Origin of the sequence: Myroides injenensis M09-0166 (genome assembly GCF_000246945.1) — a bacterium.
GTDB lineage: Bacteria > Bacteroidota > Bacteroidia > Flavobacteriales > Flavobacteriaceae > Flavobacterium > Flavobacterium injenense.
Genome location: NZ_BAEX01000015.1, coordinates 18,529 through 39,691, shown reverse-complemented (window position 1 = coordinate 39,691; position 21,163 = coordinate 18,529). Strand labels below are relative to the sequence as shown.

The following is a 21,163-nucleotide window of genomic DNA, read 5'->3' as shown; positions in this document are numbered from 1 at the left end:
ATTTTATCTAATTCATAAAATTATAATTATTATTTTATGAATTAAAATAACATAATATATTCTTTAGTACTATAAGTAATAAAGAATGTATTATATTAAATTATATATTTATTAGGTGTTACACCTGTCTGCTTTTTAAAAAACTCAATAAATGCACTATCTGAAGAAAAATTTAACTCATAAGTAATTTCTCCAATTGTACGATGCTCGGCTAATAATTCAATCGCTCTAAATAATCTCCATTGCAATCTCCAATTTTGATAAGACATACCAGTTTCCTTTTTAAATATTCTTGATATTGTTTTCTCACTTGCACCTACTTGTAGGGCTAATTCATTTAAAAAAGGAGGTATTTCTTCGTGAAGTAAATATTTTTCAATTATATCTTTAATTCTATAATCATTTGGAATACTTAGACTAAAATTAGAAACAGTAGAGTGATTAAATTCATCCCAAAAGACTTTTAATAAATTTTTATTCTCTTCAGAATATTCTTCCCAATCCCAATAACAAATACGTTCAATTACTTCTCTAAAAAGAGGATTAACAGAGAGTACAGTTATCATTGCTGCAAGTTCAAAATCTTTTTCCCTTATGTAAATAGATCGATAAGCCACTACATTTCTAAACGTCACTCTATGTCTAACTCTAGGAGGAATCACTAATAATTTAGATGGAGGTAATACTACTTGAACTTTATCACTTATGAGTGTCATGCATCCACTTGGAGCATAGAGTATTTGAGTATGATGATCGTGCTGGTGAAATCCAGAATCATGAAGAGACAAGTCAGACGCAATACCTATAATCGGTAAATCAATATTATCTGCTACAAATTCATCTTCGGGACGTAAATAAGCCATACCTGTCCTATTTTTGATGTTTTATGTTTTTATACTGTTATAAAGTTACAAAACAAAACAGAGAACTTTGCAGCAAATTAATATAAAGATGAAAACAAAAATAAGCTTAGGATTTATGATTGTCCTAATGATGTTTCCCCAATTTGTCGAAACAATATATAGTCCAGCATTACCTAATCTAGCTGACGCATTTAAAGTAAGTGATACTAAAGCATTATTAACTATTAGTATTTACTTTATTGCTTTTGCTATAGGAGTAATATTCTGGGGTATATTAAGTGATTATATAGGTCGTAGAAAAGCAATGATATATGGACTTAGCACTTATGCAATCGCTTCTATTGTAGCACTAATATCACCAAAATTTGAAATATTGCTACTTGCCAGATTTATTTCCGCATTCGGAATTGCAGTAGGTTCTGTAATTACACAAACTATGATGCGTGATATTTATTCAGGAAAAGAGCTTGGAAAAGTTTTTTCCATAATGGGAGTAGCGCTTTCTATAAGCCCAGTAATAGGATTACTTCTTGGAGGTGGTACGGTAAGATATTTTGGTTATTACGGTGTTTTTATTCTCCTCGCTTTTTTAGCATTAATATTAGTTACCGTAGCTATTCAAAAATTACCTGAAACTAAACAAGATGACACAAAAATCACAGTTAAAAGTACAATAGCACTTAGTAAAAAAATGTATACAGACAAAACAATTATAATATTTGCTTTACTTGTAATGTGTTTTAATGTTTTACTATTTAGCTACTACTCGTTTGCGCCTTTTATATTCAAAAAAGCAGGGCTAAGTTCAACTATATATGGATACAGCGGTATCATACTTGCTATTGGTTCTTTTGTTGGAAGTTTTATAAATAAAAAATGCATTGAGAAAAATATTAGTCCTTATTCAATGATTATTACCGCTGCTGTACTAGCATTTCTGAATGCTACCTTGCTCTATTTCTTAAATGACAGCTTACTCTTTTTAGTTCCTACGTTACTAATTGTAGCTTCATTTGGAATAGCAATTCCTAATATATTAAGCCAATCACTATTATCCTATAAAACAAGTATTGGTTCGGCAGGTGCACTATTTGGACTCTTATATTATCTATTAATTGGCAGTGGACTATTTATTAGTAGCAAGATGGATAACTTAGGTAATGTTGTAGTAGTTTTTTCATTCCTTTCATTAGTACTTGCTATTACTATAAAAAGAATTAATAAGTAGTGCTGTTCTACTTATTAATTCTTTTTTACATATCCCATACCTCGAGAAGCAGGCCAAACTTCTTTAAAACCATATTTTTCATATAATCTAAAAGCCTCTCCATCTGCTATCAAATTAACGTAACACGAGTCTGGCAAATTATTCTTCACAAAACTATCTATCATAGACATTATCAATTTACCCAATCCTTGACCTTGATGCTCCGGCAAGACACAAATATCAACTACTTGGCAATGACAAGCACCATCTCCTACTACTCTTCCCATACCTACAATTTTGTTTGTCTCAATATGATAAATCGCAACACAGCATAATGAATTTGAAAGTCCAATAATTGCAGCTTCCATACTCTTACTAGAAAGCCCACTTTTCACTCTTAAATCAATATAATCCTGCGGCAAAACCTTTTCATATTTCCCAATATATTCCATACATCTATTTAATTATATTATACTTGACAAATATAACCTTTCAAAAAATCTAGATGATCAAAAAAAGAGAATTGCGATAATTTAGAACAATTTGAAAATCAATCTTAAAAATTAACTAAGCAATATAGAAGTGATAAAGAACTCCATTCTTTTATAGTACTAACAATAGAATATATGATAGGAGGAAAATACTATTCACCTCCTTTTTTTTAGAAGAACATACCAAATGGAACAAAAAAAAGCACTGCAATTTGCAGTGCTTTCTATTATTTATCTTTAGCTTCATCATTTACTCTTTCTTTCAGAGTCAATTGAACTTGTTCTACAGAGTTACGATACATCTTTAAGACTAATCCTTCATAGTCATCTAGATCAATTATATCCCCCTCTTTAAACTCACGATCTGGACATTCCTCACCTATTAGTCCCGCAAGGGTATCATAATGTTCACTCTCTTCAAATTTATAGGGTAGCAATCTGTTAATATCGGATATATTATAATGTGCTTGAACGTTATATATATTATCTTTTACTTTCTCAACAACTGGAACCTCATTATCATATTCATCTTGGATTTCACCTACTAACTCCTCTAAGATATCTTCCATAGTAACAATCCCTGTAAACTCTCCTACTTCATTTGTAGCAATAGCCATCTGTAAATGCTTGGCTTGGAATTGTTTTAATACATTTTTAATCAAAGCATTTTCTGATATATATATAGGTTCTCTCATTAATGAAGCGATGTCTCTATCATTTCTGTCTTTCAACATTGCTTTCATTAAATCTTTCGTATAGATAACACCTTTAATATTATCTAAAGTATCTTCATAAACTGGATAACGTGAATATCCTTCATTAATAGCATAATCAATAGAATCCTTTACTGTTGTTCCAATTTCAATTGCAGACACATTTTTACGTAAAGTTTGTATATTATTTACTCTTCGATCATCAAAGTCAAAAACATTCTGAATCAACAAACGTTCTGTTTCTTCAATGGCTCCTCCTTCTTGACTTTCTGTAATAATCATTTTTAGCTCTTCTTCTGAATGGATATCAGATCCATGAATAGGAGTTATTCCAAATACTTTTAAAATTCCATTTGCAAGTCCGTTCATCAACCAAATAATAGGTTGGAACACGAAATAAAATATACGCAAAGGTAATGCTACAGTAAAAGTAGTTTTCGTTGGAAAGTGAATAGCTAAAGATTTCGGCGCCAATTCACCAAATACAATATGCAGAATAGTAATAATTGCAAAAGCTAAAGGAAAAGAAATATTTTTTGCCATTGCATACCATTCTGGTCCTGATAATCCTATAAGTTCAAAGAAACTCATAATAACAGGCGTAAGAGAACTCTCACCTACCCAACCTAAACCTAGAGATGCTAGTGTAATACCTAACTGAGTCGCTGCCAAATAAGCATCTAGATTACTTACTATTGACTTTGCTACTCCTGCAACTTTAGAATTAGATTCTTGATAAAGTTCTATCTGTGAAGTACGTACTTTGACTATAGCAAATTCAGCTGCCACAAAAAATCCGTTTAATAGAACTAATAATAATGTAAGTAAAAGTTTACCTACTGAAATGTCTTCGTGTACAATGCTAGCGCTAGCCAACATTGTAATGATCTGGGGGTATGTGTCCATTTTTATAATTAAAAAAGGTCTGAGTTAATGTATTTTAAAGACCCTCCAATTAAAACTATTTAATTGGTATATCAAATGTACTAATTTATTTAATACATAATGATTACAAAAATAGTATTTTTTTAGAACATATAAACAGAAATGCATACTTACAGCATTTAACTACTTAAATATCCCAAATTACTAATATTATAAAATCTTTTCTTTAGTTAAGATAAGATTACCGCAATCAAAGATTACATCGAATTTTTATCAAAATGAAAAGGCAATATATTAATCAAAGATGGAGAATAACATACTATCCCTTCCGCTCCCATAAAGAACATCTCGATCGGTTGATCTTGCTTAACTTCATATTCCAAGATACTTTGTCTACAAGCTCCACAAGGAGGAATTGGAAAATTAGTTAACTTTACATCTGAGGATGCAGAAATAGCTAATTTTAATATCTTTTTATTTGGATGAATAGCACTTGCATGAAAAATAGCAGTGCGCTCAGCACACAATCCTGACGGATATGCAGCATTCTCTTGATTTGATCCTTGAACTATTGTTCCATCTTCTAATAGTAATGCAGCTCCCACTCGGAATTTAGAATATGGTGCATAAGCATTCTTTCTTACTTCGATTGCCTTCTCCATCAACATTTTATCTTCAGGATTCAATTCATTTATAGAATCATATTCCAAGAATGTTGTGGTTAATTCTACTTTTCTCATAATCTAATTTAATTATGTTAGACAAAAAATCCAAACACAACACAATTTCTGCTGGTTTGGATTCTTTATACAAATATAACTGTTTTTCTTTACCTTTTAATATCTTTTCTTACTTATGTCAAAAGTCAAAGAAAACCTTAATGTATTTTCTAATGGATTATTTATACTAGAGGTCGAAAATAAATAGGACATGTCAATAGTAACGATGTTATATTTAAAACCTGCACCTAATGTTGCAAATTGTCTAGCACCTTTATCTTTACTTTCGTGGAAGTAACCTGTACGAAATGCAAACTTATTATCATACCAATATTCTGCTCCAATAGACCACATAACTTCCTTCATCTCTTCACTAAATCCATCAGGTGCATCACCTAGTGATTTAAAAACTCCCTTAAACCATCCCGTATCATTATACTTTCTCATTTCTTCAGCATCAGATCTATCTTTTGGAGGAGTAGGTACTAATAATTTACTAATTTCTCCTGTAACGGTAACTGTATTATATTCGTCCAAAATAAAATCAAACCCACCTCCTAATTTTAAATTACTCGGTAAGAATGAACCATCTCCTGCAGCGTCATCATATTTAATCTTAGGTCCTAAGTTCTGAATATTAAAACCTGCTCTCCAACGTCCATCAAAAGTTGGAAATGAAATAATATCAGATTCATAAAAACCTGCAACGTCAACTGCAAAAGAATTTGCATTAGAATTATATCCATCTGATTCTGGAACTTTCAGATTTGAATTAATAAATCTTCCTGCTACAGCCATTGAGAAGCGTTCACTTAATTTTAGAGAATACGATACATCAATAGAGAACTCATTAGGCTTACGTGTTACAGGCACACTATTGTAATCTTGACGCAAATCAATATCTCCCATACCAAAGTAGCGCAAACTAGCTCCCACAGCACTTCTTTCATTAAACTTATTAAAATATGTTAGTTGCCCTAATGACATTCCACTAGATATCTTTGACATATAAGGGGTATAACTCATAGAAAATGCTTGTTGCTCTTTTGAAAAAGCATATTTAGCAGGGTTATGTTGCTGAGAAAAAGCATCACTTGAGGTTGCAACTCCCATATCTCCCATACCAGCAGATCTAGCATCACCATTAATTGTCAAGAAAGGTACACCCGTTATAATTGGACGGACATCTTGAGCTAAAACTACTTGACCAAATAAAGCAGTAAGAAGTATTGATGTAATATTTTTCATCTATTATTTATATAATATAATTTCACAAATATAATTTTTTCTTCCTTATTAATAAGCTTCTTATCGAATTCAAAAATATTTCTAAAGAGTAAGCTTCATTTTTAATTTTTATAAATATAAAAACCTTTTCAGATTTTACAACTAAACATTGACAATAATTACACACTAAAGACGAATAAAACAGTAAAAACTTTCCATATACACTAAAAACACTAATAAAAACAAATACTCATTCACTTTTATTTAAGAAAAAATAAGTTAATCAAAATATTACTCAGATAATTATCCAAAGTTCTTTTCGAATACATTGCCTAAAATGATTCTTGAAATATTTGATTCCTTATATGCCTTTATTACTATAGAGGATATGATTTTTTCAACAATGCTTCAACACTTCTTCAAGATTCCTTCAACAAATAGCCCTATATATGGAGCAATCATAGGGAAGTGTTGAAGAAGTGTTGAAGGATTTCGCTCTAATCCTTATGAATAATGGCCTTACCAAGCATTACAATTTTACCTTAAAATCGTTATTTTTAATATAACACACTGTAATATAGCTAGATATGATTTTTAGGGTTAAAAAAAAGTGAGGTACTTTTTTATTTTGCTCAGATAATTAAAATATGTACATCAAACCTCCTATCCAATTGATAAGTAAAGGATATATCTGATATAGAAATTAAGTTTGAATACTTAATGAGTCACTTAACTAATGCTACAAAACGCCTATCAAGATTAGTTTATTAATAGTGATACTGGTTTTGACCCACAGAAGTTAAAATTATCTAGAGAGAAAGAAATAATAGCTAACATTTGTCCTCATACAACAAAATAGAGAAGAGAATACAGACAATTATTTTTATAAAAAACTATACAAAGAAAGATATGTCATTGAAAGAATAAATCCTTAGTCAGAAAGCTTTCGCGCTTTACGCAATAGATTCGGCACCTACATTATCTAGATAAACGATATGGAATTTCACGGCTTTTATCGTATAGACTTAAAGAAATTTCGCAAAACTAAAAAGTCAAGAGGACTTCATTTTATACAGTAAACTATTAATTAAAAATTCACTTTTCTCTAAATATTTAATATTCGTATTCTCTACCTTATATAAAGTAAATAACAACTTTTAAATTTATAAGTATTACCCTATGTCCTGCTTGTATAAGTATTGCAATTAGAACTAATCATAAATAAACGATCAATTAGTACTAAAATATTGATTCAAAGATTAAACAAAACATCAATTAAACGATTCTATAGTTAGACTATTCTTAAAAAAAACAGGTAGATAAAAAGCTTTATAGTTACTATAAAACCGCTATACTTTGTTAATAAAAACTCACAAAACCAAACAAAAACAATAGTTCATTTAAGATATTTTTCATATATATTTGCACCAAATTGCGAAAGAGTATTACATTAATAATTTACTTTTATTGTATGCAATACAAAAGAGAGTTAAACGTTATATAAATAATTAGCTATTCAAAAAGAAAATACAAATAGTTTTTTGAAGTAATTAAAAGATATTACATTGCTAATTAAACGTTAATTACTAAATTGCGTATAATATTTTATATCCACTTATAATAAGATGAAGATTAAAAGACTTTTGGGATTTCAACTATTGGCAGGTATTGCACTTATAGCAGGTTTTTCTAGCTGTAGCAATTCAAACAATAATGTTTCAACTGCCACTGGATGGAAAATAAACGATAAAAAAGGAGGATTCCAATATAACACCAAATATGTCCAAAAAACTCCAAAAGGAATGGTGCCTGTTGAAGGAGGTACTTTCACTATGGGTAGGGTTCAGGATGATATTATGGGAGATTGGAATAATAATCCTAAACAAATGTATGTCCAATCTTTCTATATGGATGAGACTGAAACCACTAACATTATGTACAATGAATATTTGTACTGGTTAAGTGCTGTATTTCCTCAAACAAATGAAATCTACCAAGAAATCTATAAAAGTGCACTCCCTGACACTACAGTTTGGAGAAGTGCTTCGGGATTTAACGAAACACTAATTACTACCTATTTAAGACATCCTGCTTATGCAAATTATCCTGTAGTAGGAGTTAGTTGGATTCAAGCTAGTGATTATGCTAAGTGGAGAACTGACCGTGTGAATGAACTTGCGCTAGAAAAAGCTGGATATTTAAAAAAAGATGCTAAAATCATGGAAGCTTATGGTGATGCACACTTTAGCACTGAGGCTTACCTTTCGGCACCCGAAACAGTATACGGAGGGAATAGCGATGTAGTAATCGACAAGGCTGGCGAGAATAACCGCAATAAATATGCAACTCAAAATTACGGTTTGTTTACTGCACAGTTTAGACTTCCAACAGAAGCTGAATGGGAATATGCGGCTTTAGGTCTAATAGGAAACCGTGAATACAACAATTATCAAGGAAAAGGAAAATATCCTTGGGATAAACAAAGTAAAAAACGTAAAAAAGGAAGACCACAAGTTCTAAATACAAAATACGCTAACTACAAACAAAGTAGAGGTGATTATGGAGGTATTGCTGGATGGTCAACTGATAATGGTGATATTACAAATGCAGTTAAATCATATCCTCCTAATGATTTTGGATTATATGATATGGCAGGTAACGTAGCTGAATGGGTAGCTGATTTATATGAGCCACTAATTGGTGATGATGATGCCGACTTTAACTTCTACAAAGGAAATGTCTATTATCAAAACAAAATTGGACCAGATGGTAGAATAGAAATTGTTACTGATCAAAGTGTAAAGTTTGATACACTTTCAACTGGTAAGCTTAGAGTAAAAAACTTACCAGGTCAAGTAGCTCAACAAGAGTTTGATGGTTCTAAATTTGCTAATAATCCATACGCTAGTTCTCCTAAAATTGAAGAGAAAGCTAAGAAATCAAATAAAAGAACTACTTTATATGATTCTAAATCAAGAGTAATAAAAGGAGGTTCTTGGAAAGATAGAGCTTATTGGTTAGATCCTGCTACAAGAAGATTCTATCCAGAAGATCAAGCAGCAGATTATATTGGATTCCGTCTAGCTATGACAAAAGTTGGTCCTAAATCTGATAAACGAAAAACAAAAAATTAAACTATAATAATAGTATTTAAAAGCCCTAAATAGTAAATATATTAGGGCTTTTTTTTTAATTTTGACTTATGAATATTACAGAACTATATCAGTGCTTTCTGCAATGCGATGGCGTTTCTATAGATACTAGAAACATCCGTCCAAACTCACTATTTTTTGCTTTAAAAGGTGATAATTTTGATGCTAATGAATTTGCCAAAGAAGCTTTAGAAAAAGGAGCTGCATTTGTTGTTATGGACAATAAAAAATTTGTAACAGACGAATCTAAAATGCTACTTGTTCCTAATGCTCTAGGTATGTTACAACAACTTGCAAAATATCATAGACAGCAACTAGGTCTTCCTATTATAGCATTAACCGGTAGTAATGGTAAAACAACGACAAAAGAACTTATATTAGCGACGCTATCAAAAAAATATAATACCAAAGCTACAGAAGGAAATCTAAATAACCATATAGGGGTTCCTCTTACATTGCTATCTTTTACAGAAGATACAGATATAGGAATTGTAGAAATGGGTGCAAATCACATAGAAGAAATTGCCTTTCTTTGTGAAATTACAAATCCTGACTTTGGTTACATCACTAATTTTGGTAAAGCACATCTAGAAGGCTTTGGTGGTTTTGAAGGTGTAATAAAGGCTAAAAGTGAACTATATAATTATCTAGAAGATAATCACAAAATGGCTTTCGTCAATCTTGATGATCCTAGACAAGATGCAAAGACATTAACATTCGCTAGATATACTTTTAGTATAGAAGACAAAGATGCAAATGTAAAATTCGATGCATATAGCGCACAACCAGATGCAACAGTTAGTTACAAAAATATAGATATTACTTCTCATTTAACTGGGATATATAACTCGACAAATATTGCTGCAGCTATTACAATTGGGATTTTCTTTGATGTAGATATTGATGATATTAAGAAAGCTATTACAAATTATAGCCCTACAAATAATAGATCACAATGGATAGATAGAAATACTACTAAAATATTACTTGATGCATATAATGCAAATCCAAGCAGCATGGAAGTAGCAATAGCTAACTTTAACCAATTATCTTCACCATTATCTTCACCATTATCTAAAATCATGATACTTGGAGATATGTTTGAATTAGGCAATGAAAGCATTAAAGAGCATAAAAAGTTAGTTGAATCAATAGGAGAAACAACTGCTAAAAACATCTTATTTATAGGAAAAGAGTTCTACAAGCACAAGAATGATGCAAATAATAAATTTTTATTCTTTGAAAATTTTGAAGAAGCTAAAGACTATATCGAGCAACATAAATCTAATTTCGAAAACAGCTTATTACTCATAAAAGGTTCAAGAGGTATGGCCTTGGAAAGACTAGTAGAGGTAATCTAAAAAAAAGAGCTTTGAATAAATTACAAAAGCTCTTTTTTTAAATATCATTAATTTTTAATCTAGTAATTAATGGAAAATGATCAGAATTATAAAAGTCATTATATGTATTAAATTCCTTCACTTCTATTTTGGGATCAACGAATATGTAATCAATACGCATTGGGAAATACTTAAAATCATAACTCTTCCCAAAGCCCATTCCTGCTTCTACAAAAGCGTCTTTTAATTTGCCACGTATATTCCTGTACACATATGAATAAGCGCTATTATTCATATCTCCACAAATAATTTTAGCAAAATTAGCATCATTCATATGAGCTTGGATTAATTCAGACTGTAACTGTTGCTCTCTAAAAGCTTTTGATATACGATTAATAATCTTTTTTGATTTCTCTTCATCTATCTTTTCGTGAATGTCAGGACTAATACTTATCGACTGCAAATGGATACTATATACGCGCACTGTATCATTATCTTTCAAAATATCAGCAAAGACAACATTATTATTAGAGTTAGGTAATTTAATTTCTCCTTTATCTATAATGCGATACTTTGAGAAAATAGCTTGTCCTGTTTTTATTTTATTGCCGTGAGAAACAATAAACTTATAAGGATACTGAGGAAAGCGTAATTTTGTATTTTTTGAGTACTCTTGGAGACAAAGTACATCTGGATCATGTAAATCAATAAATTCCTTTATATTACTTGAAACATCTTTATTAGGTATCCAGTCAAATAAATTAAATAGCCTAACATTATAACTCATTAATGTAAAATCTTGTGACTCTACCTCATCATTCTTCCCTGAAAAACGATAAAACTTATTTATAAATGTAATGCCTAATAACAAAATAAGTACAGATAACCATATCTGTCTTTTCATTTGAAATAGCCAATAAACTAAAAAAAAGAGATTAACAATTAAAAATGCCGGTAAAACTAAGGTAAAAACCGAGAGAAAAGGAAAAAGCTTTGGTGCTAAAAAAGGTAATAAATAACCTGCTATAGTCAATATAGCTACAATAATATTGAGTGAAAAAATAAACTTATTAAGTAGGGATAAGTTTCGCATACTACTCTTCTTTTCCAGATCTAAACAAGAATGCTTTCTCTTCTTTTGTCAAGCTCTCATATCCAGATTTACTGATTTTATCTAATATAATATCAATCTTTTGTTGCTTCAAAAAATCTTCATTACCGTTAGCAGATGTCTTTTTTGGCTTTTTATTTACATATACTTTTTTAAAAGGAGTTCCTTTTTTGCGTTTAAATAAATTAGCAATCCTATCAAAGATAACACTTAAATCTTTACCCTCCTTAACTAATTTAATATAAACAAACCCCATAAAAGCTCCTCCTAAATGTGCCAAATGTCCTCCAATATTAGAACTTGATAATTGTATTATATCCAGCAAAATAATAAAAGCAGCAATATACCATATCTTAACTCTCCCCACTAACATCAATCTCACTTCCATATTAGGACTATAGGTAACTAAACCTATAAGAGGAGCAATCACGGCAGCTGAGGCACCAACCAAAACACTACCAACGGGTAAAAACAAACTCCCAATAAGGAAGAATATCCCCCCTACCATAGCACCTAACAAATAACATGTCAAAAACTGTTTGTCATTAAAAAAAGTTCTAAATAATTGATAAACAAAATATAATACCAACATATTTAAAATCAAATGAACAATCCCAGCATGTATAAAAGAATAGGTTAATAATGTCCATGGCTTATATATAAAGTCTCTGTAATCAGATGATAATACTGCCCAATAGAAAAACTTTTGTGAAATACTTGAGTGCAATGCCTCGAATATAAAAAACACAATAGATACACCAATATTCCAGAAAAGCAATTTCTGGAGAATACCACCATATTTATAGTGCCTTTTTAAATCTTGGAAAATATTTGCCATTAATCCCAACGGTTTTTATTAAACTGTGTCTTTTTCCAATAATACATCAAAATGAACCCCATTAATGCTCCTCCAATATGAGCAAAATGTGCTATACCACTTCCACCCCCAAACAAACTAAATCCTCCAGAAACTCCACCATACAAGTCAAGTAATAAAATTCCTGGCACAAAGTACTTAGCTTTAATAGGTACTGGAATAAACATCATCATTAATTCAGCTTGTGGAAACATAAATGCAAATGCTACAAGTAATCCATAAATAGCACCTGAAGCTCCTACAACAGGAGTATTAAAAGCACTTGCCGCATTTACTAATTGTTCTTGACTAATGTATTGTAGCCAAGCTGTATTATAATTAAAACTTCTACTATTACTATAGATTGTTTCTAATATTTCTTTTCTAGAAAAACCATTATCTACTAATGTAGATGTAATATCATTAATAGCTAAATAATTTACTCCTGTATGTAATAATGCAGCACCAAAACCACAAAGTAAATAAAATAGTATAAATTTTTTACCGCCCCATATCGCTTCTAAAGTACTTCCAAAAGAAAATAAAGCAAACATATTAAAGAAAATATGCATCATACCACCATGCATAAACATATGCGTTAATGGCTGCCAAATAAAGAAGTTTGGATTTTCTACATAATACATTGCAAATAAGCTTTGCATTGCAGGGATTAAGTAACTCGCTACAAAAAATATAATATTAACTATTATTAAATGTTTTACTGTATCTGTTATTCTCATCATAATGCGAATTTTTTTTCTATATCTTCTACTTTCATTGTGATAAAAGTAGGTTTTGAAAATGGAGAAACATTGGGTTCTTTACATGCAAATAAAGAATTCACAATATTCTCTTGTTCTTCTTCTGTTAATGTTGTTCCTGTTTTTACTGCCAAACTATGTGCCAAAGATTTTGCAATGCGATCACTCTGACTATATGTCGTAGTAGGTAAACCATCTTGAAAATCAGTAATCAAATCTTCTAGTACAATGGAGGCTTCACTTTCTGCTACATGTACTGGTAAACCAGATATTACAATATAATCTTCTGCTATATCCTCAAAACCAAAACCTGTTTGTTTTAATAGTAATTGAAGTTGTCTTAACATTTCAATTTCATAAGGAGCATAGTATAGCGTTAATGGAAACAATAATTGCTGTGATGCAGCTTGCTGTGCACTAATATTTTCCATGAACTTTTCATATAAAATACGTTGATGTGCTCTTCCCTGATCGATAACAACCATACCAGACTTTATAGGACTTACTATATATTTTCGATTAATTTGAAATGTACGATAAGTTGATATATCAGTCTTATGTCCATCAAATAAATTTGGATTAACGATTTCTTGTTCAATTTTAAGTTTAGAAACATCGAGCTCGCTACCAGAATTTTTTAACCCTTCATACATTTTCTCCCAACCTTTACCGCTATTTTGATTAGTTGTAGATGTAAAAATAGTTGACGTTGATCTTTTTCCTCCTTGACTTTTCTTAGATTCTTCAGATTCGAAATATACGTTACTCTTAGAAGCTAAATAATCACTAGAACTATGATGCAATGTATTACCCTCTAATGAGAAATCATCTTCATTACCTTTTGATGGCAACATTAAGTCATCTTCCGATTTATTAACTTCAAATTCTATACCACCACTTAAATTCTCAATATCAGTTTCGTCAATACCCATCAGATCAGTCATTTTGGACTCTAAAATAGCATCTTGCTTATTTACTCCAAAAGGATTCTCAAATGGGTTGTATTCAAAGTGATCAGAATCAACACCATCTTCACGCATAAAAGGATTATAATTTCTATCAACTTCAATAGTTGGCGTAGAAGCTTCTTTCCCTTCATAATCATATGGAGTGTCAAGTGATTCATCTCTGTGAAAATCTAACACAGGAGCTACATTAAATTGTCCAAGACTATGCTTAATAGTAGATCGTAAAATACTATATAAAGCTTGTTCATCATCAAACTTAACTTCTGTCTTTGTGGGGTGAATATTGATATCTATTGAATCTGCAGGTACTTGTAAGTATATAAAATAACTTGGATGAGTACCTTCTTTCAGCAACCCCTCATAAGAAGCAAGTACAGCATGATGCAAATACCCGCTCTTAACAAAACGATCATTCACAAAGAAAAACTGTTCGCCTCTACTCTTTTTTGCAAACTCTGGTTTACCAACAAAACCTGAGATTCCAACGATATCAGTATTTTCTTTAATTGGCACTAACTTTTCGTTTGTTCTTGAACCAAATACATTTACAATACGTTGACGAATATTTGACACAGGAAGATTAAAAACCTCACTCCCATTATGTATCAAACTAAACTGCACATCGTAATGCACCAAAGCGATACGTTCAAACTCATCCACAATATTTCTAAACTCAACATTATTTGATTTTAAAAAATTGCGTCTAGCTGGTATATTAAAAAAGAGATTTTTAACTGAAAAAGAAGTCCCTATTGGAGTTACAGTAGGCTCTTGCGAAACAACCTTAGTTCCCTCAATAATAATATGAGTTCCTAGTTCGGTTTCTGCAGTTCTAGTTTTAAGTTCCACATGTGCAATAGCTGCAATAGAAGCTAATGCTTCACCTCTAAATCCTTTAGTTTTTAAAGCAAATAAGTCTTCTGCTCTTGAAATCTTTGAAGTTGCGTGACGTTCAAAAGCCATTCTAGCATCAGTTTCCCCCATCCCCTTTCCATTATCAATAACTTGGATAAGAGTTTTACCTGCTTCTTTCAATATTAATTTTATTTCTGTTGCTCCAGCATCTACAGAATTTTCTATTAATTCTTTAACAACAGAAGCTGGTCGTTGTACCACTTCTCCCGCTGCTATCTGATTCGCTACATGGTCTGGCAGTAATCGAATTATATTTGACATTTACTTAAATTACGTAGGTTAGTTTGCTATCCTTATATTTATTTTACAAACATAAGTTTTACAAATTTAATTAAATAAAAGTGCTATTACTATTATTGACTTTGTAAATTATTCTAAAATAAAAAAACCTGCAACGATTAAATTGCAGGTTTTTTAACTTATACTTTTTATTTTTCTTATCTTCTATTAAGATCTATCATTTTTATTGCTGCTATTGCAGCTTCTGTTCCTTTATTTCCATGTATTCCACCACTTCTTGCGATAGACTGCTCTATGTTGTTATCTGTCAACACACAAAACAATACAGGAATTTCTGAAATTAGATTAAGATCTTTTATTCCATGAGTAACGCCTTCACATACAAAATCAAAATGCATTGTCTCACCTTTTATGACACATCCTATGACAATTACTGCATCTAAATCTTCATAGGTCTCTATCATTTTTTTTGCACCAAAGATTAATTCAAAACTCCCAGGCACATTCCATCTAATTATATTCTCTGATAATACTCCACAATCCAATAAAGCAGCTTCTGCACCGTTATATAGACCATTAGTGACATTATCATTCCATTCAGACACCACAACTCCAACTTTAAAATCTTTACCATTAGGCAAGGTTGTTTTATCGTATTCTGAAAGATTTCTATTTGCTGTAGCCATTTTGTATATCTCCTATTGAGCTAAACCAATAAATCCATCTACTGAACTATATTCAGGTGAACCTAAATAGTTATTTTTAATTTCATTAAACATTTTTAAAGCTTCTTCTTTCTTACCTAAATCTAAAGCAACAATACCCGCTTTATTCAAGAAACGAGGAGTAGTGAAATCATTGCGGTCTTCACTTATTGCTTTTTTGTAATACTCTAAAGCTTCTTCCTTTTGTCCTAATTCAGAAAATGCGTCTCCAATAGCTCCTTTTGCTAAAACTCCTAGGATATTACCCTTTCCGTTGTACTTCTCTAGATATTTAATTGCCTCTTGAAACTGTCCTAAATTCAAATAAGACATTCCAGCATAATAATAACCTAAATTAGCAGCATCAGTACCTTTATATTGTTCGATTACTTTTAAAAATCCTAATTTACCCTCACCACCATTTAAAGCTAGATTATATAAATTATCTTTATCTGATGTATTTGTTAGAGCTTCAGTATAATAGCTTTGTGCTTGAAACATTTGGTTTGCAGCATCCTCATTTTTAGGTTCTACAACAAATTTGTCATACCCAACATATCCTATTGTAACTAAAGCGATTGCACCAACAATTCCAAAAATTGCTTTTTGATTACGAGCTACCCATCCTTCCATGCGATTAGCACTTGCGTCTAGTGAATTAAACACCTCAGCAGTTTTACTATCTGACACATCTTTGAATTTGTCAAACTCGCTATCTTTACTTTCCTCAGGTTTTGGGGCTTTATAACCTCTTTTATTATAAGTTGCCATGTATACAAAAGTTTAATGAATGGCAAAAATAGGATTTTTCTTGTAATATAAAAGTGCTTTCTATCTATATTTTTGATAATTTGCACCAAATTTTATAAAAGCGTTCTTCAAAACGTTAAAATAACAGATAAACACGTGTATTTAAAAAAATTAAATGTTCTAAATTTCAAAAATATTAGCGATAAATCTTTCGATTTTAATCAAAAGATAAATTGTTTCGTAGGTTTTAACGGTGTAGGTAAAACAAATATCCTTGATGCCATTTACTACATGGCTTACGGAAAAAGTTATTTTAACCCTATCGCCTTACAAAACATTAATCACGATTCAGATTTTTTCGTTATTGATGGTACATTCGTCAAAGAAGATAAAGATGAACATATCGTTTGTAGTTTAAAAAAAGGACAAAAGAAAATTCTAAAAAGAAACGGAAAAATATACGACCGTTTTTCTGATCATTTTGGATTAATCCCTTTAGTTATCATTTCACCTTCTGATACTGATTTGATAACGGAAGGAAGTGAAACTAGACGTAAATTCTTAGATAGTGTTATCTCTCAGATGGATAACACCTATTTACAATCTTTGATACAATATCAAAAACTTATTTCTCAGCGTAATGCACTATTAAAAAGCTTCGCCCAAAATAATTATTTTGATTTAGCAACTCTTGAGATTTATAATGAACAATTAGAAAATCTTGCACAACCTATATACAGCAAAAGAAAAGATTTTATTGAACATTTTATCCCGATATTTAATAAGTACCATCAATTAATTACAGAAAATAAAGATGATGTAGCTTTGCTTTATGAATCACAACTTCATGAAAAATCAATGAAAGAATTGTTCAATGAAAATCTAACTAAAGATAAAATTTTACAATATACCTCCGTGGGTATTCATAAAGATGATTTAGCTTTTGAACTAAAACAACATCCTATCAAAAAGTTTGGTTCTCAAGGTCAACAAAAATCTTTTTTAATAGCATTAAAGCTTGCTCAATTTGATTTCTTAAAAGATCAAAAAGGAATAGCTCCTATTCTTTTATTTGATGATATATTTGATAAATTAGATGAAAATAGAGTTCGAAAAATACTTGAATTAGTAAATCTAGAAACATTTGGTCAAATGTTTATTTCAGATACGCATGCTGATCGAACTGAAAAACTATTAAATAGTATCAATCAAGACTTTGAAATTTTTAAAATTCAAGACACAACAATTCTTTAACAATTGCTCTAATATTACAATAATGGAAATAGCTCAAAACATTTCTCTTTTACCTTATAACACTTTTGGTATCGACGCTAAAGCAAAATATTTTGTAAATATTGATTCTTTAAACACATTAAAAGATGTATTAAAAAGTAACCTTCCTGAGAGTCTATTTATCTTAGGAGGAGGCAGTAATATGTTACTAACAAAGAATATTGACAAAATCGTTTTAAAAATCAATATTAAAGGAATTACTATTGTTAAAGAAGATGAGGATTTCGTGTGGGTTGAAGTCAATGCAGGAGAAATATGGCATGATTTTGTTTTATGGTGTATCGAAAATAATTACGGCGGCATTGAAAATTTGTCACTCATACCAGGAAATGTTGGCGCCACTCCTATCCAAAATATAGGAGCATATGGCGTAGAAGTAAAAGATGTGATTGAGAGTTGTAAAGGAATAAATATGTCAACTAAGGAATTCACTACCTTCTCAAATAAAGATTGTCAATTTGGATACCGCGAAAGCATTTTTAAAAATGACTTAAAAAATCAATATATAATTACCTCTGTCATTTTTAAACTGACTAAGCACAACCATATTTTAAAAACTGGATATGGAGCTATTCAACAAGAACTTGAAGCAAAAAATATTACAACTCCTACTATTAAAGATATTAGTGATGTAGTTATCGCAATAAGACAGGAAAAACTTCCAAATCCTAAAGAAATTGGAAATAGCGGTAGTTTTTTCAAGAACCCAATAATTAGCAAAGATTTTTTTGATCAATTAATCAAAAGATATCCAGCTATGCCACATTATGTTGTCAATAGCACTGAAATAAAAATACCAGCTGGTTGGCTAATAGAACAAGCTGGATTTAAAGGATATAGATTAGGAGATGCTGGAGTTCATAATAACCAAGCATTAGTATTAGTTAACTATGGCAATGCCACTGGAGAGCAGCTTAAAAAATTAGCAGACACTATATTACAAGAGGTTAAAGGAATCTTTGGCATTGACATTTCTCCTGAAGTAAACATCTTCTAAAAATCGAGTTAAAGATTATTAGATTAATTGTACATTTGCGTACCAAAAAAAGAAGAGAAATTCATAAATGCTAACGATATTATTTTATTTATTTATAGCTGTTGTAGCTATAGAATTACTGCAATATATAATCCTATACGGACCATTATCTTTTTCAAGTAACTTTTTACCTAAAAGATATAGTGAGTTCGACCCTGTATCTGTTATTGTTTATGTAAAAGATCAAGAAAAAAATTTAGTAGATTTCCTTTCAAAGTTGAAAGACCAACAATATCCGCAATTTCAAATTGTCTTAATAAATAATGCTTCTGAAGACAATAGTTTAGATATTTTAGAACAATTTACATTAGAAAATAAAAATGTAAAATTGGTTAATGTAGTAAACAATGAAGCTTTTTGGGGAAACAAAAAATACGCCCTTACCTTAGGAATTAAAGTTGCACAATTCGATCGACTTGTATTTATTGAACCCCAAGGTATGCCAGATTCTACAAATTGGCTACTCTCTCTTGTCAGTTGTTTTTCTACAACAAAAAAAATAGTCTTAGGGTATACAAAAATTGAGAAAAAGAAGCGTTCACTTATTAATCAATTAATCAGATATCAAAACGTAACTAAAACTATAGATCTTTTCGCCTGGGCAAAAGTAGGAAAGCCATTATATGGAAATGCATTAAATCAAGGGTATGATAAATCTTTATTCTATAAAGTAAATGGTTTTATCAAATTTATGAAGACGCCATATAGTGATGAATATGCATTTATTAGCCAAATAGGTAACAATAATAATGTCGCAATTAGTTTAGATACTGAAAGTTTTACTACAAAAAAAGTACCTAACAAATCTTCATATTGGACCAGTGAGCTAAAAAAAAGCAATCTACTATTAAAAGAGGCTTCTATAGGATCTCAATTAAAGTTACGGTTCTTTAACCTATGTCATTTTTTATTTTATGCCTTATCAATTATCTTATCAAGCTTTTTATTTAATTGGGAAATTGTAGTTGGTTTAATTCTCTTAAGATTTATTATTGTATTCATCTACAAAGCAAAAATGTTTAAGAAGTTTGAAGTAAAAGATCTTATTTGGGTACTGCCTATCTTAGAAATTATTCATATTTTTATGATTACTATTTACAGTGTCCGTCAATTTATCACACGCAAAAAATTTGAAACATACAATAGCTAAATATATAGAATTAGCACAAGCTGGAGATCAAGCGTCATTTACTTTCTTACTTAATCACTATTGGAGTGAAGTTTTCACTTTTATGTTGAAAAGAATTAATAACGAAACAGACGCAGAAGACATAACAATCGAAACTTTCTCAAAAGCTTTTAGTAGTATTAAATCTTATGACTCTAAATTTGCTTTTAACACGTGGTTAATTGCTATTGCTAAGAATGTTCATATTGATATGATTAGAAGAAGAAAAGATATGTCTTTTCTAGATTTAAATGATGAAAACCAAGCTAATTACACAAATATAGCAGATGACTCATCTAACATTGAAGATGAGATTATTAAAGAACAAAATATCAAAATCTTTAAAAATTATATTCGCTTACTAAAACCTCATTATCAAGAAGTGATAGAATTGCGTTTCTTCCAAGAACTATCATATAATGAAATTGCAACAATTCTTAACGAACCTCTTAATAATGTAAAAGTAAAAATAATGCGTGCAAAAAAATTATTGGCAGAAATTATCGTCAAACAAATAGATAACAACTTCACAATATAAAAGAGCTTTTAGCTCTTTTTTTATCATTGACATTCCTATAATTACTTATTTTTTATTAGTTAATACTAGACGGCACATTATAATATAGCTTTCTTAACGAATAGTGATTTTTCATATTCAACTGCTTTAAAAACTCCTAAACATTGTGCTTTTACAAATACATAAAAACCTTAAAAGAAGTTGAGCCAATATTGAAAAAGCATTGAACAGCTTATACTAACTTTTC

General features: G+C 30.4%; 18 protein-coding genes. 7 read left to right on the top strand and 11 right to left on the bottom strand.

What is annotated here, in order from left to right; all coding sequences use genetic code 11:
- Positions 1–95: 95 nt before the first annotated feature.
- Complete coding sequence (locus RH98_RS04095) at positions 96–863, bottom strand: AraC family transcriptional regulator (protein WP_010250806.1); 768 nt, start codon at positions 861–863, stop codon at positions 96–98.
- Positions 864–951: 88 nt separating this feature from the next.
- Here RH98_RS04095 and RH98_RS04090 point away from each other — a divergent pair, with 88 nt between their 5' ends.
- The gene (locus tag RH98_RS04090; RefSeq protein ID WP_010250804.1) at positions 952–2,091 is read left to right on the top strand and encodes a multidrug effflux MFS transporter; all 1,140 of its coding nucleotides are present in this window, start codon (positions 952–954) and stop codon (positions 2,089–2,091) included.
- Between the two features lie 14 nt (positions 2,092–2,105).
- Here RH98_RS04090 and RH98_RS04085 read toward each other — a convergent pair whose 3' ends face one another.
- From RH98_RS04085 to porV, 4 genes are all read right to left on the bottom strand, one after another.
- Complete coding sequence (locus RH98_RS04085) at positions 2,106–2,522, bottom strand: GNAT family N-acetyltransferase (RefSeq protein WP_010250802.1); 417 nt, start codon at positions 2,520–2,522, stop codon at positions 2,106–2,108.
- Between the two features lie 266 nt (positions 2,523–2,788).
- Positions 2,789–4,180, bottom strand: coding sequence for a hemolysin family protein (locus RH98_RS04080; RefSeq protein ID WP_010250801.1), 1,392 nt, complete (start codon positions 4,178–4,180; stop codon positions 2,789–2,791).
- A 236-nt stretch (positions 4,181–4,416) separates the two neighbouring features.
- On the bottom strand, positions 4,417–4,899 hold the full coding sequence (locus RH98_RS04075) for a cytidine deaminase (protein ID WP_010250799.1): 483 nt from the start codon (positions 4,897–4,899) through the stop codon (positions 4,417–4,419).
- Between the two features lie 96 nt (positions 4,900–4,995).
- The gene (porV, locus tag RH98_RS04070; RefSeq protein WP_010250797.1) at positions 4,996–6,126 is read right to left on the bottom strand and encodes a type IX secretion system outer membrane channel protein PorV; all 1,131 of its coding nucleotides are present in this window, start codon (positions 6,124–6,126) and stop codon (positions 4,996–4,998) included.
- A gap of 1,604 nt (positions 6,127–7,730) precedes the next feature.
- Between porV and gldJ the strand changes: the two genes are divergently transcribed.
- Together gldJ and RH98_RS04060 are read left to right on the top strand one after the other, a co-directional pair.
- Positions 7,731–9,239 carry a gliding motility lipoprotein GldJ gene (gene gldJ / locus RH98_RS04065; protein ID WP_010250796.1) on the top strand — a complete coding sequence of 503 codons (1,509 nt, stop codon included), beginning with the start codon at positions 7,731–7,733 and terminating at the stop codon, positions 9,237–9,239.
- A 68-nt stretch (positions 9,240–9,307) separates the two neighbouring features.
- On the top strand, positions 9,308–10,618 hold the full coding sequence (locus RH98_RS04060; RefSeq protein WP_010250794.1) for a UDP-N-acetylmuramoyl-tripeptide--D-alanyl-D-alanine ligase: 1,311 nt from the start codon (positions 9,308–9,310) through the stop codon (positions 10,616–10,618).
- A 37-nt stretch (positions 10,619–10,655) separates the two neighbouring features.
- Here RH98_RS04060 and RH98_RS04055 read toward each other — a convergent pair whose 3' ends face one another.
- The 6 genes from RH98_RS04055 to RH98_RS04030 form a co-directional block, all read right to left on the bottom strand.
- The gene (locus tag RH98_RS04055) at positions 10,656–11,690 is read right to left on the bottom strand and encodes an endonuclease/exonuclease/phosphatase family protein (protein ID WP_010250792.1); all 1,035 of its coding nucleotides are present in this window, start codon (positions 11,688–11,690) and stop codon (positions 10,656–10,658) included.
- A gap of 1 nt (position 11,691) precedes the next feature.
- Complete coding sequence (locus tag RH98_RS04050) at positions 11,692–12,546, bottom strand: rhomboid family intramembrane serine protease (RefSeq protein ID WP_010250790.1); 855 nt, start codon at positions 12,544–12,546, stop codon at positions 11,692–11,694.
- Positions 12,546–13,304 carry a rhomboid family intramembrane serine protease gene (locus RH98_RS04045; protein ID WP_026038734.1) on the bottom strand — a complete coding sequence of 253 codons (759 nt, stop codon included), beginning with the start codon at positions 13,302–13,304 and terminating at the stop codon, positions 12,546–12,548. Before RH98_RS04045 ends, RH98_RS04050 begins: the two co-directional genes overlap by 1 nt.
- Complete coding sequence (gene mutL, locus RH98_RS04040) at positions 13,304–15,469, bottom strand: DNA mismatch repair endonuclease MutL (protein ID WP_010250784.1); 2,166 nt, start codon at positions 15,467–15,469, stop codon at positions 13,304–13,306. The genes RH98_RS04045 and mutL overlap by 1 nt, the downstream gene beginning before the upstream one ends.
- 176 nt (positions 15,470–15,645) lie before the next feature.
- On the bottom strand, positions 15,646–16,134 hold the full coding sequence (gene ribH / locus RH98_RS04035) for a 6,7-dimethyl-8-ribityllumazine synthase (protein ID WP_010250782.1): 489 nt from the start codon (positions 16,132–16,134) through the stop codon (positions 15,646–15,648).
- A gap of 12 nt (positions 16,135–16,146) precedes the next feature.
- Complete coding sequence (locus tag RH98_RS04030; protein ID WP_010250780.1) at positions 16,147–16,923, bottom strand: tetratricopeptide repeat protein; 777 nt, start codon at positions 16,921–16,923, stop codon at positions 16,147–16,149.
- Between the two features lie 135 nt (positions 16,924–17,058).
- Between RH98_RS04030 and recF the strand changes: the two genes are divergently transcribed.
- The 4 genes from recF to RH98_RS04010 all read left to right on the top strand — a co-directional run bounded on the left by recF (position 17,059) and on the right by RH98_RS04010 (position 20,937).
- The gene (gene recF / locus RH98_RS04025) at positions 17,059–18,156 is read left to right on the top strand and encodes a DNA replication/repair protein RecF (protein WP_010250778.1); all 1,098 of its coding nucleotides are present in this window, start codon (positions 17,059–17,061) and stop codon (positions 18,154–18,156) included.
- Positions 18,157–18,175: 19 nt separating this feature from the next.
- Positions 18,176–19,192 (top strand): UDP-N-acetylmuramate dehydrogenase, encoded by a 1,017-nt coding sequence (gene murB, locus RH98_RS04020; protein ID WP_262491725.1) that lies wholly within the window; start codon positions 18,176–18,178, stop codon positions 19,190–19,192.
- A 67-nt stretch (positions 19,193–19,259) separates the two neighbouring features.
- Complete coding sequence (locus RH98_RS04015; RefSeq protein ID WP_010250775.1) at positions 19,260–20,381, top strand: glycosyltransferase; 1,122 nt, start codon at positions 19,260–19,262, stop codon at positions 20,379–20,381.
- A complete protein-coding gene (locus tag RH98_RS04010) occupies positions 20,362–20,937 on the top strand; it encodes an RNA polymerase sigma factor (protein ID WP_010250773.1) in 576 nt (191 codons plus the stop codon). The genes RH98_RS04015 and RH98_RS04010 overlap by 20 nt, the downstream gene beginning before the upstream one ends.
- Positions 20,938–21,163 lie beyond the last annotated feature (226 nt).

Bases quoted from the DNA above. Each gene is read 5' to 3' on its own strand.
- RH98_RS04095 (WP_010250806.1), bottom strand. From the start codon at position 863: ATGGCTTATTTACGTCCCGAAGATGAATTTGTAGCAGATAATATTGAT.
- RH98_RS04090 (WP_010250804.1), top strand. From the start codon at position 952: ATGAAAACAAAAATAAGCTTAGGATTTATGATTGTCCTAATGATGTTT.
- RH98_RS04085 (WP_010250802.1), bottom strand. From the start codon at position 2,522: ATGGAATATATTGGGAAATATGAAAAGGTTTTGCCGCAGGATTATATT.
- RH98_RS04080 (WP_010250801.1), bottom strand. From the start codon at position 4,180: ATGGACACATACCCCCAGATCATTACAATGTTGGCTAGCGCTAGCATT.
- RH98_RS04075 (WP_010250799.1), bottom strand. From the start codon at position 4,899: ATGAGAAAAGTAGAATTAACCACAACATTCTTGGAATATGATTCTATA.
- porV (WP_010250797.1), bottom strand. From the start codon at position 6,126: ATGAAAAATATTACATCAATACTTCTTACTGCTTTATTTGGTCAAGTA.
- gldJ (WP_010250796.1), top strand. From the start codon at position 7,731: ATGAAGATTAAAAGACTTTTGGGATTTCAACTATTGGCAGGTATTGCA.
- RH98_RS04060 (WP_010250794.1), top strand. From the start codon at position 9,308: ATGAATATTACAGAACTATATCAGTGCTTTCTGCAATGCGATGGCGTT.
- RH98_RS04055 (WP_010250792.1), bottom strand. From the start codon at position 11,690: ATGCGAAACTTATCCCTACTTAATAAGTTTATTTTTTCACTCAATATT.
- RH98_RS04050 (WP_010250790.1), bottom strand. From the start codon at position 12,546: ATGGCAAATATTTTCCAAGATTTAAAAAGGCACTATAAATATGGTGGT.
- RH98_RS04045 (WP_026038734.1), bottom strand. From the start codon at position 13,304: ATGAGAATAACAGATACAGTAAAACATTTAATAATAGTTAATATTATA.
- mutL (WP_010250784.1), bottom strand. From the start codon at position 15,469: ATGTCAAATATAATTCGATTACTGCCAGACCATGTAGCGAATCAGATA.
- ribH (WP_010250782.1), bottom strand. From the start codon at position 16,134: ATGGCTACAGCAAATAGAAATCTTTCAGAATACGATAAAACAACCTTG.
- RH98_RS04030 (WP_010250780.1), bottom strand. From the start codon at position 16,923: ATGGCAACTTATAATAAAAGAGGTTATAAAGCCCCAAAACCTGAGGAA.
- RH98_RS04015 (WP_010250775.1), top strand. From the start codon at position 19,260: ATGCTAACGATATTATTTTATTTATTTATAGCTGTTGTAGCTATAGAA.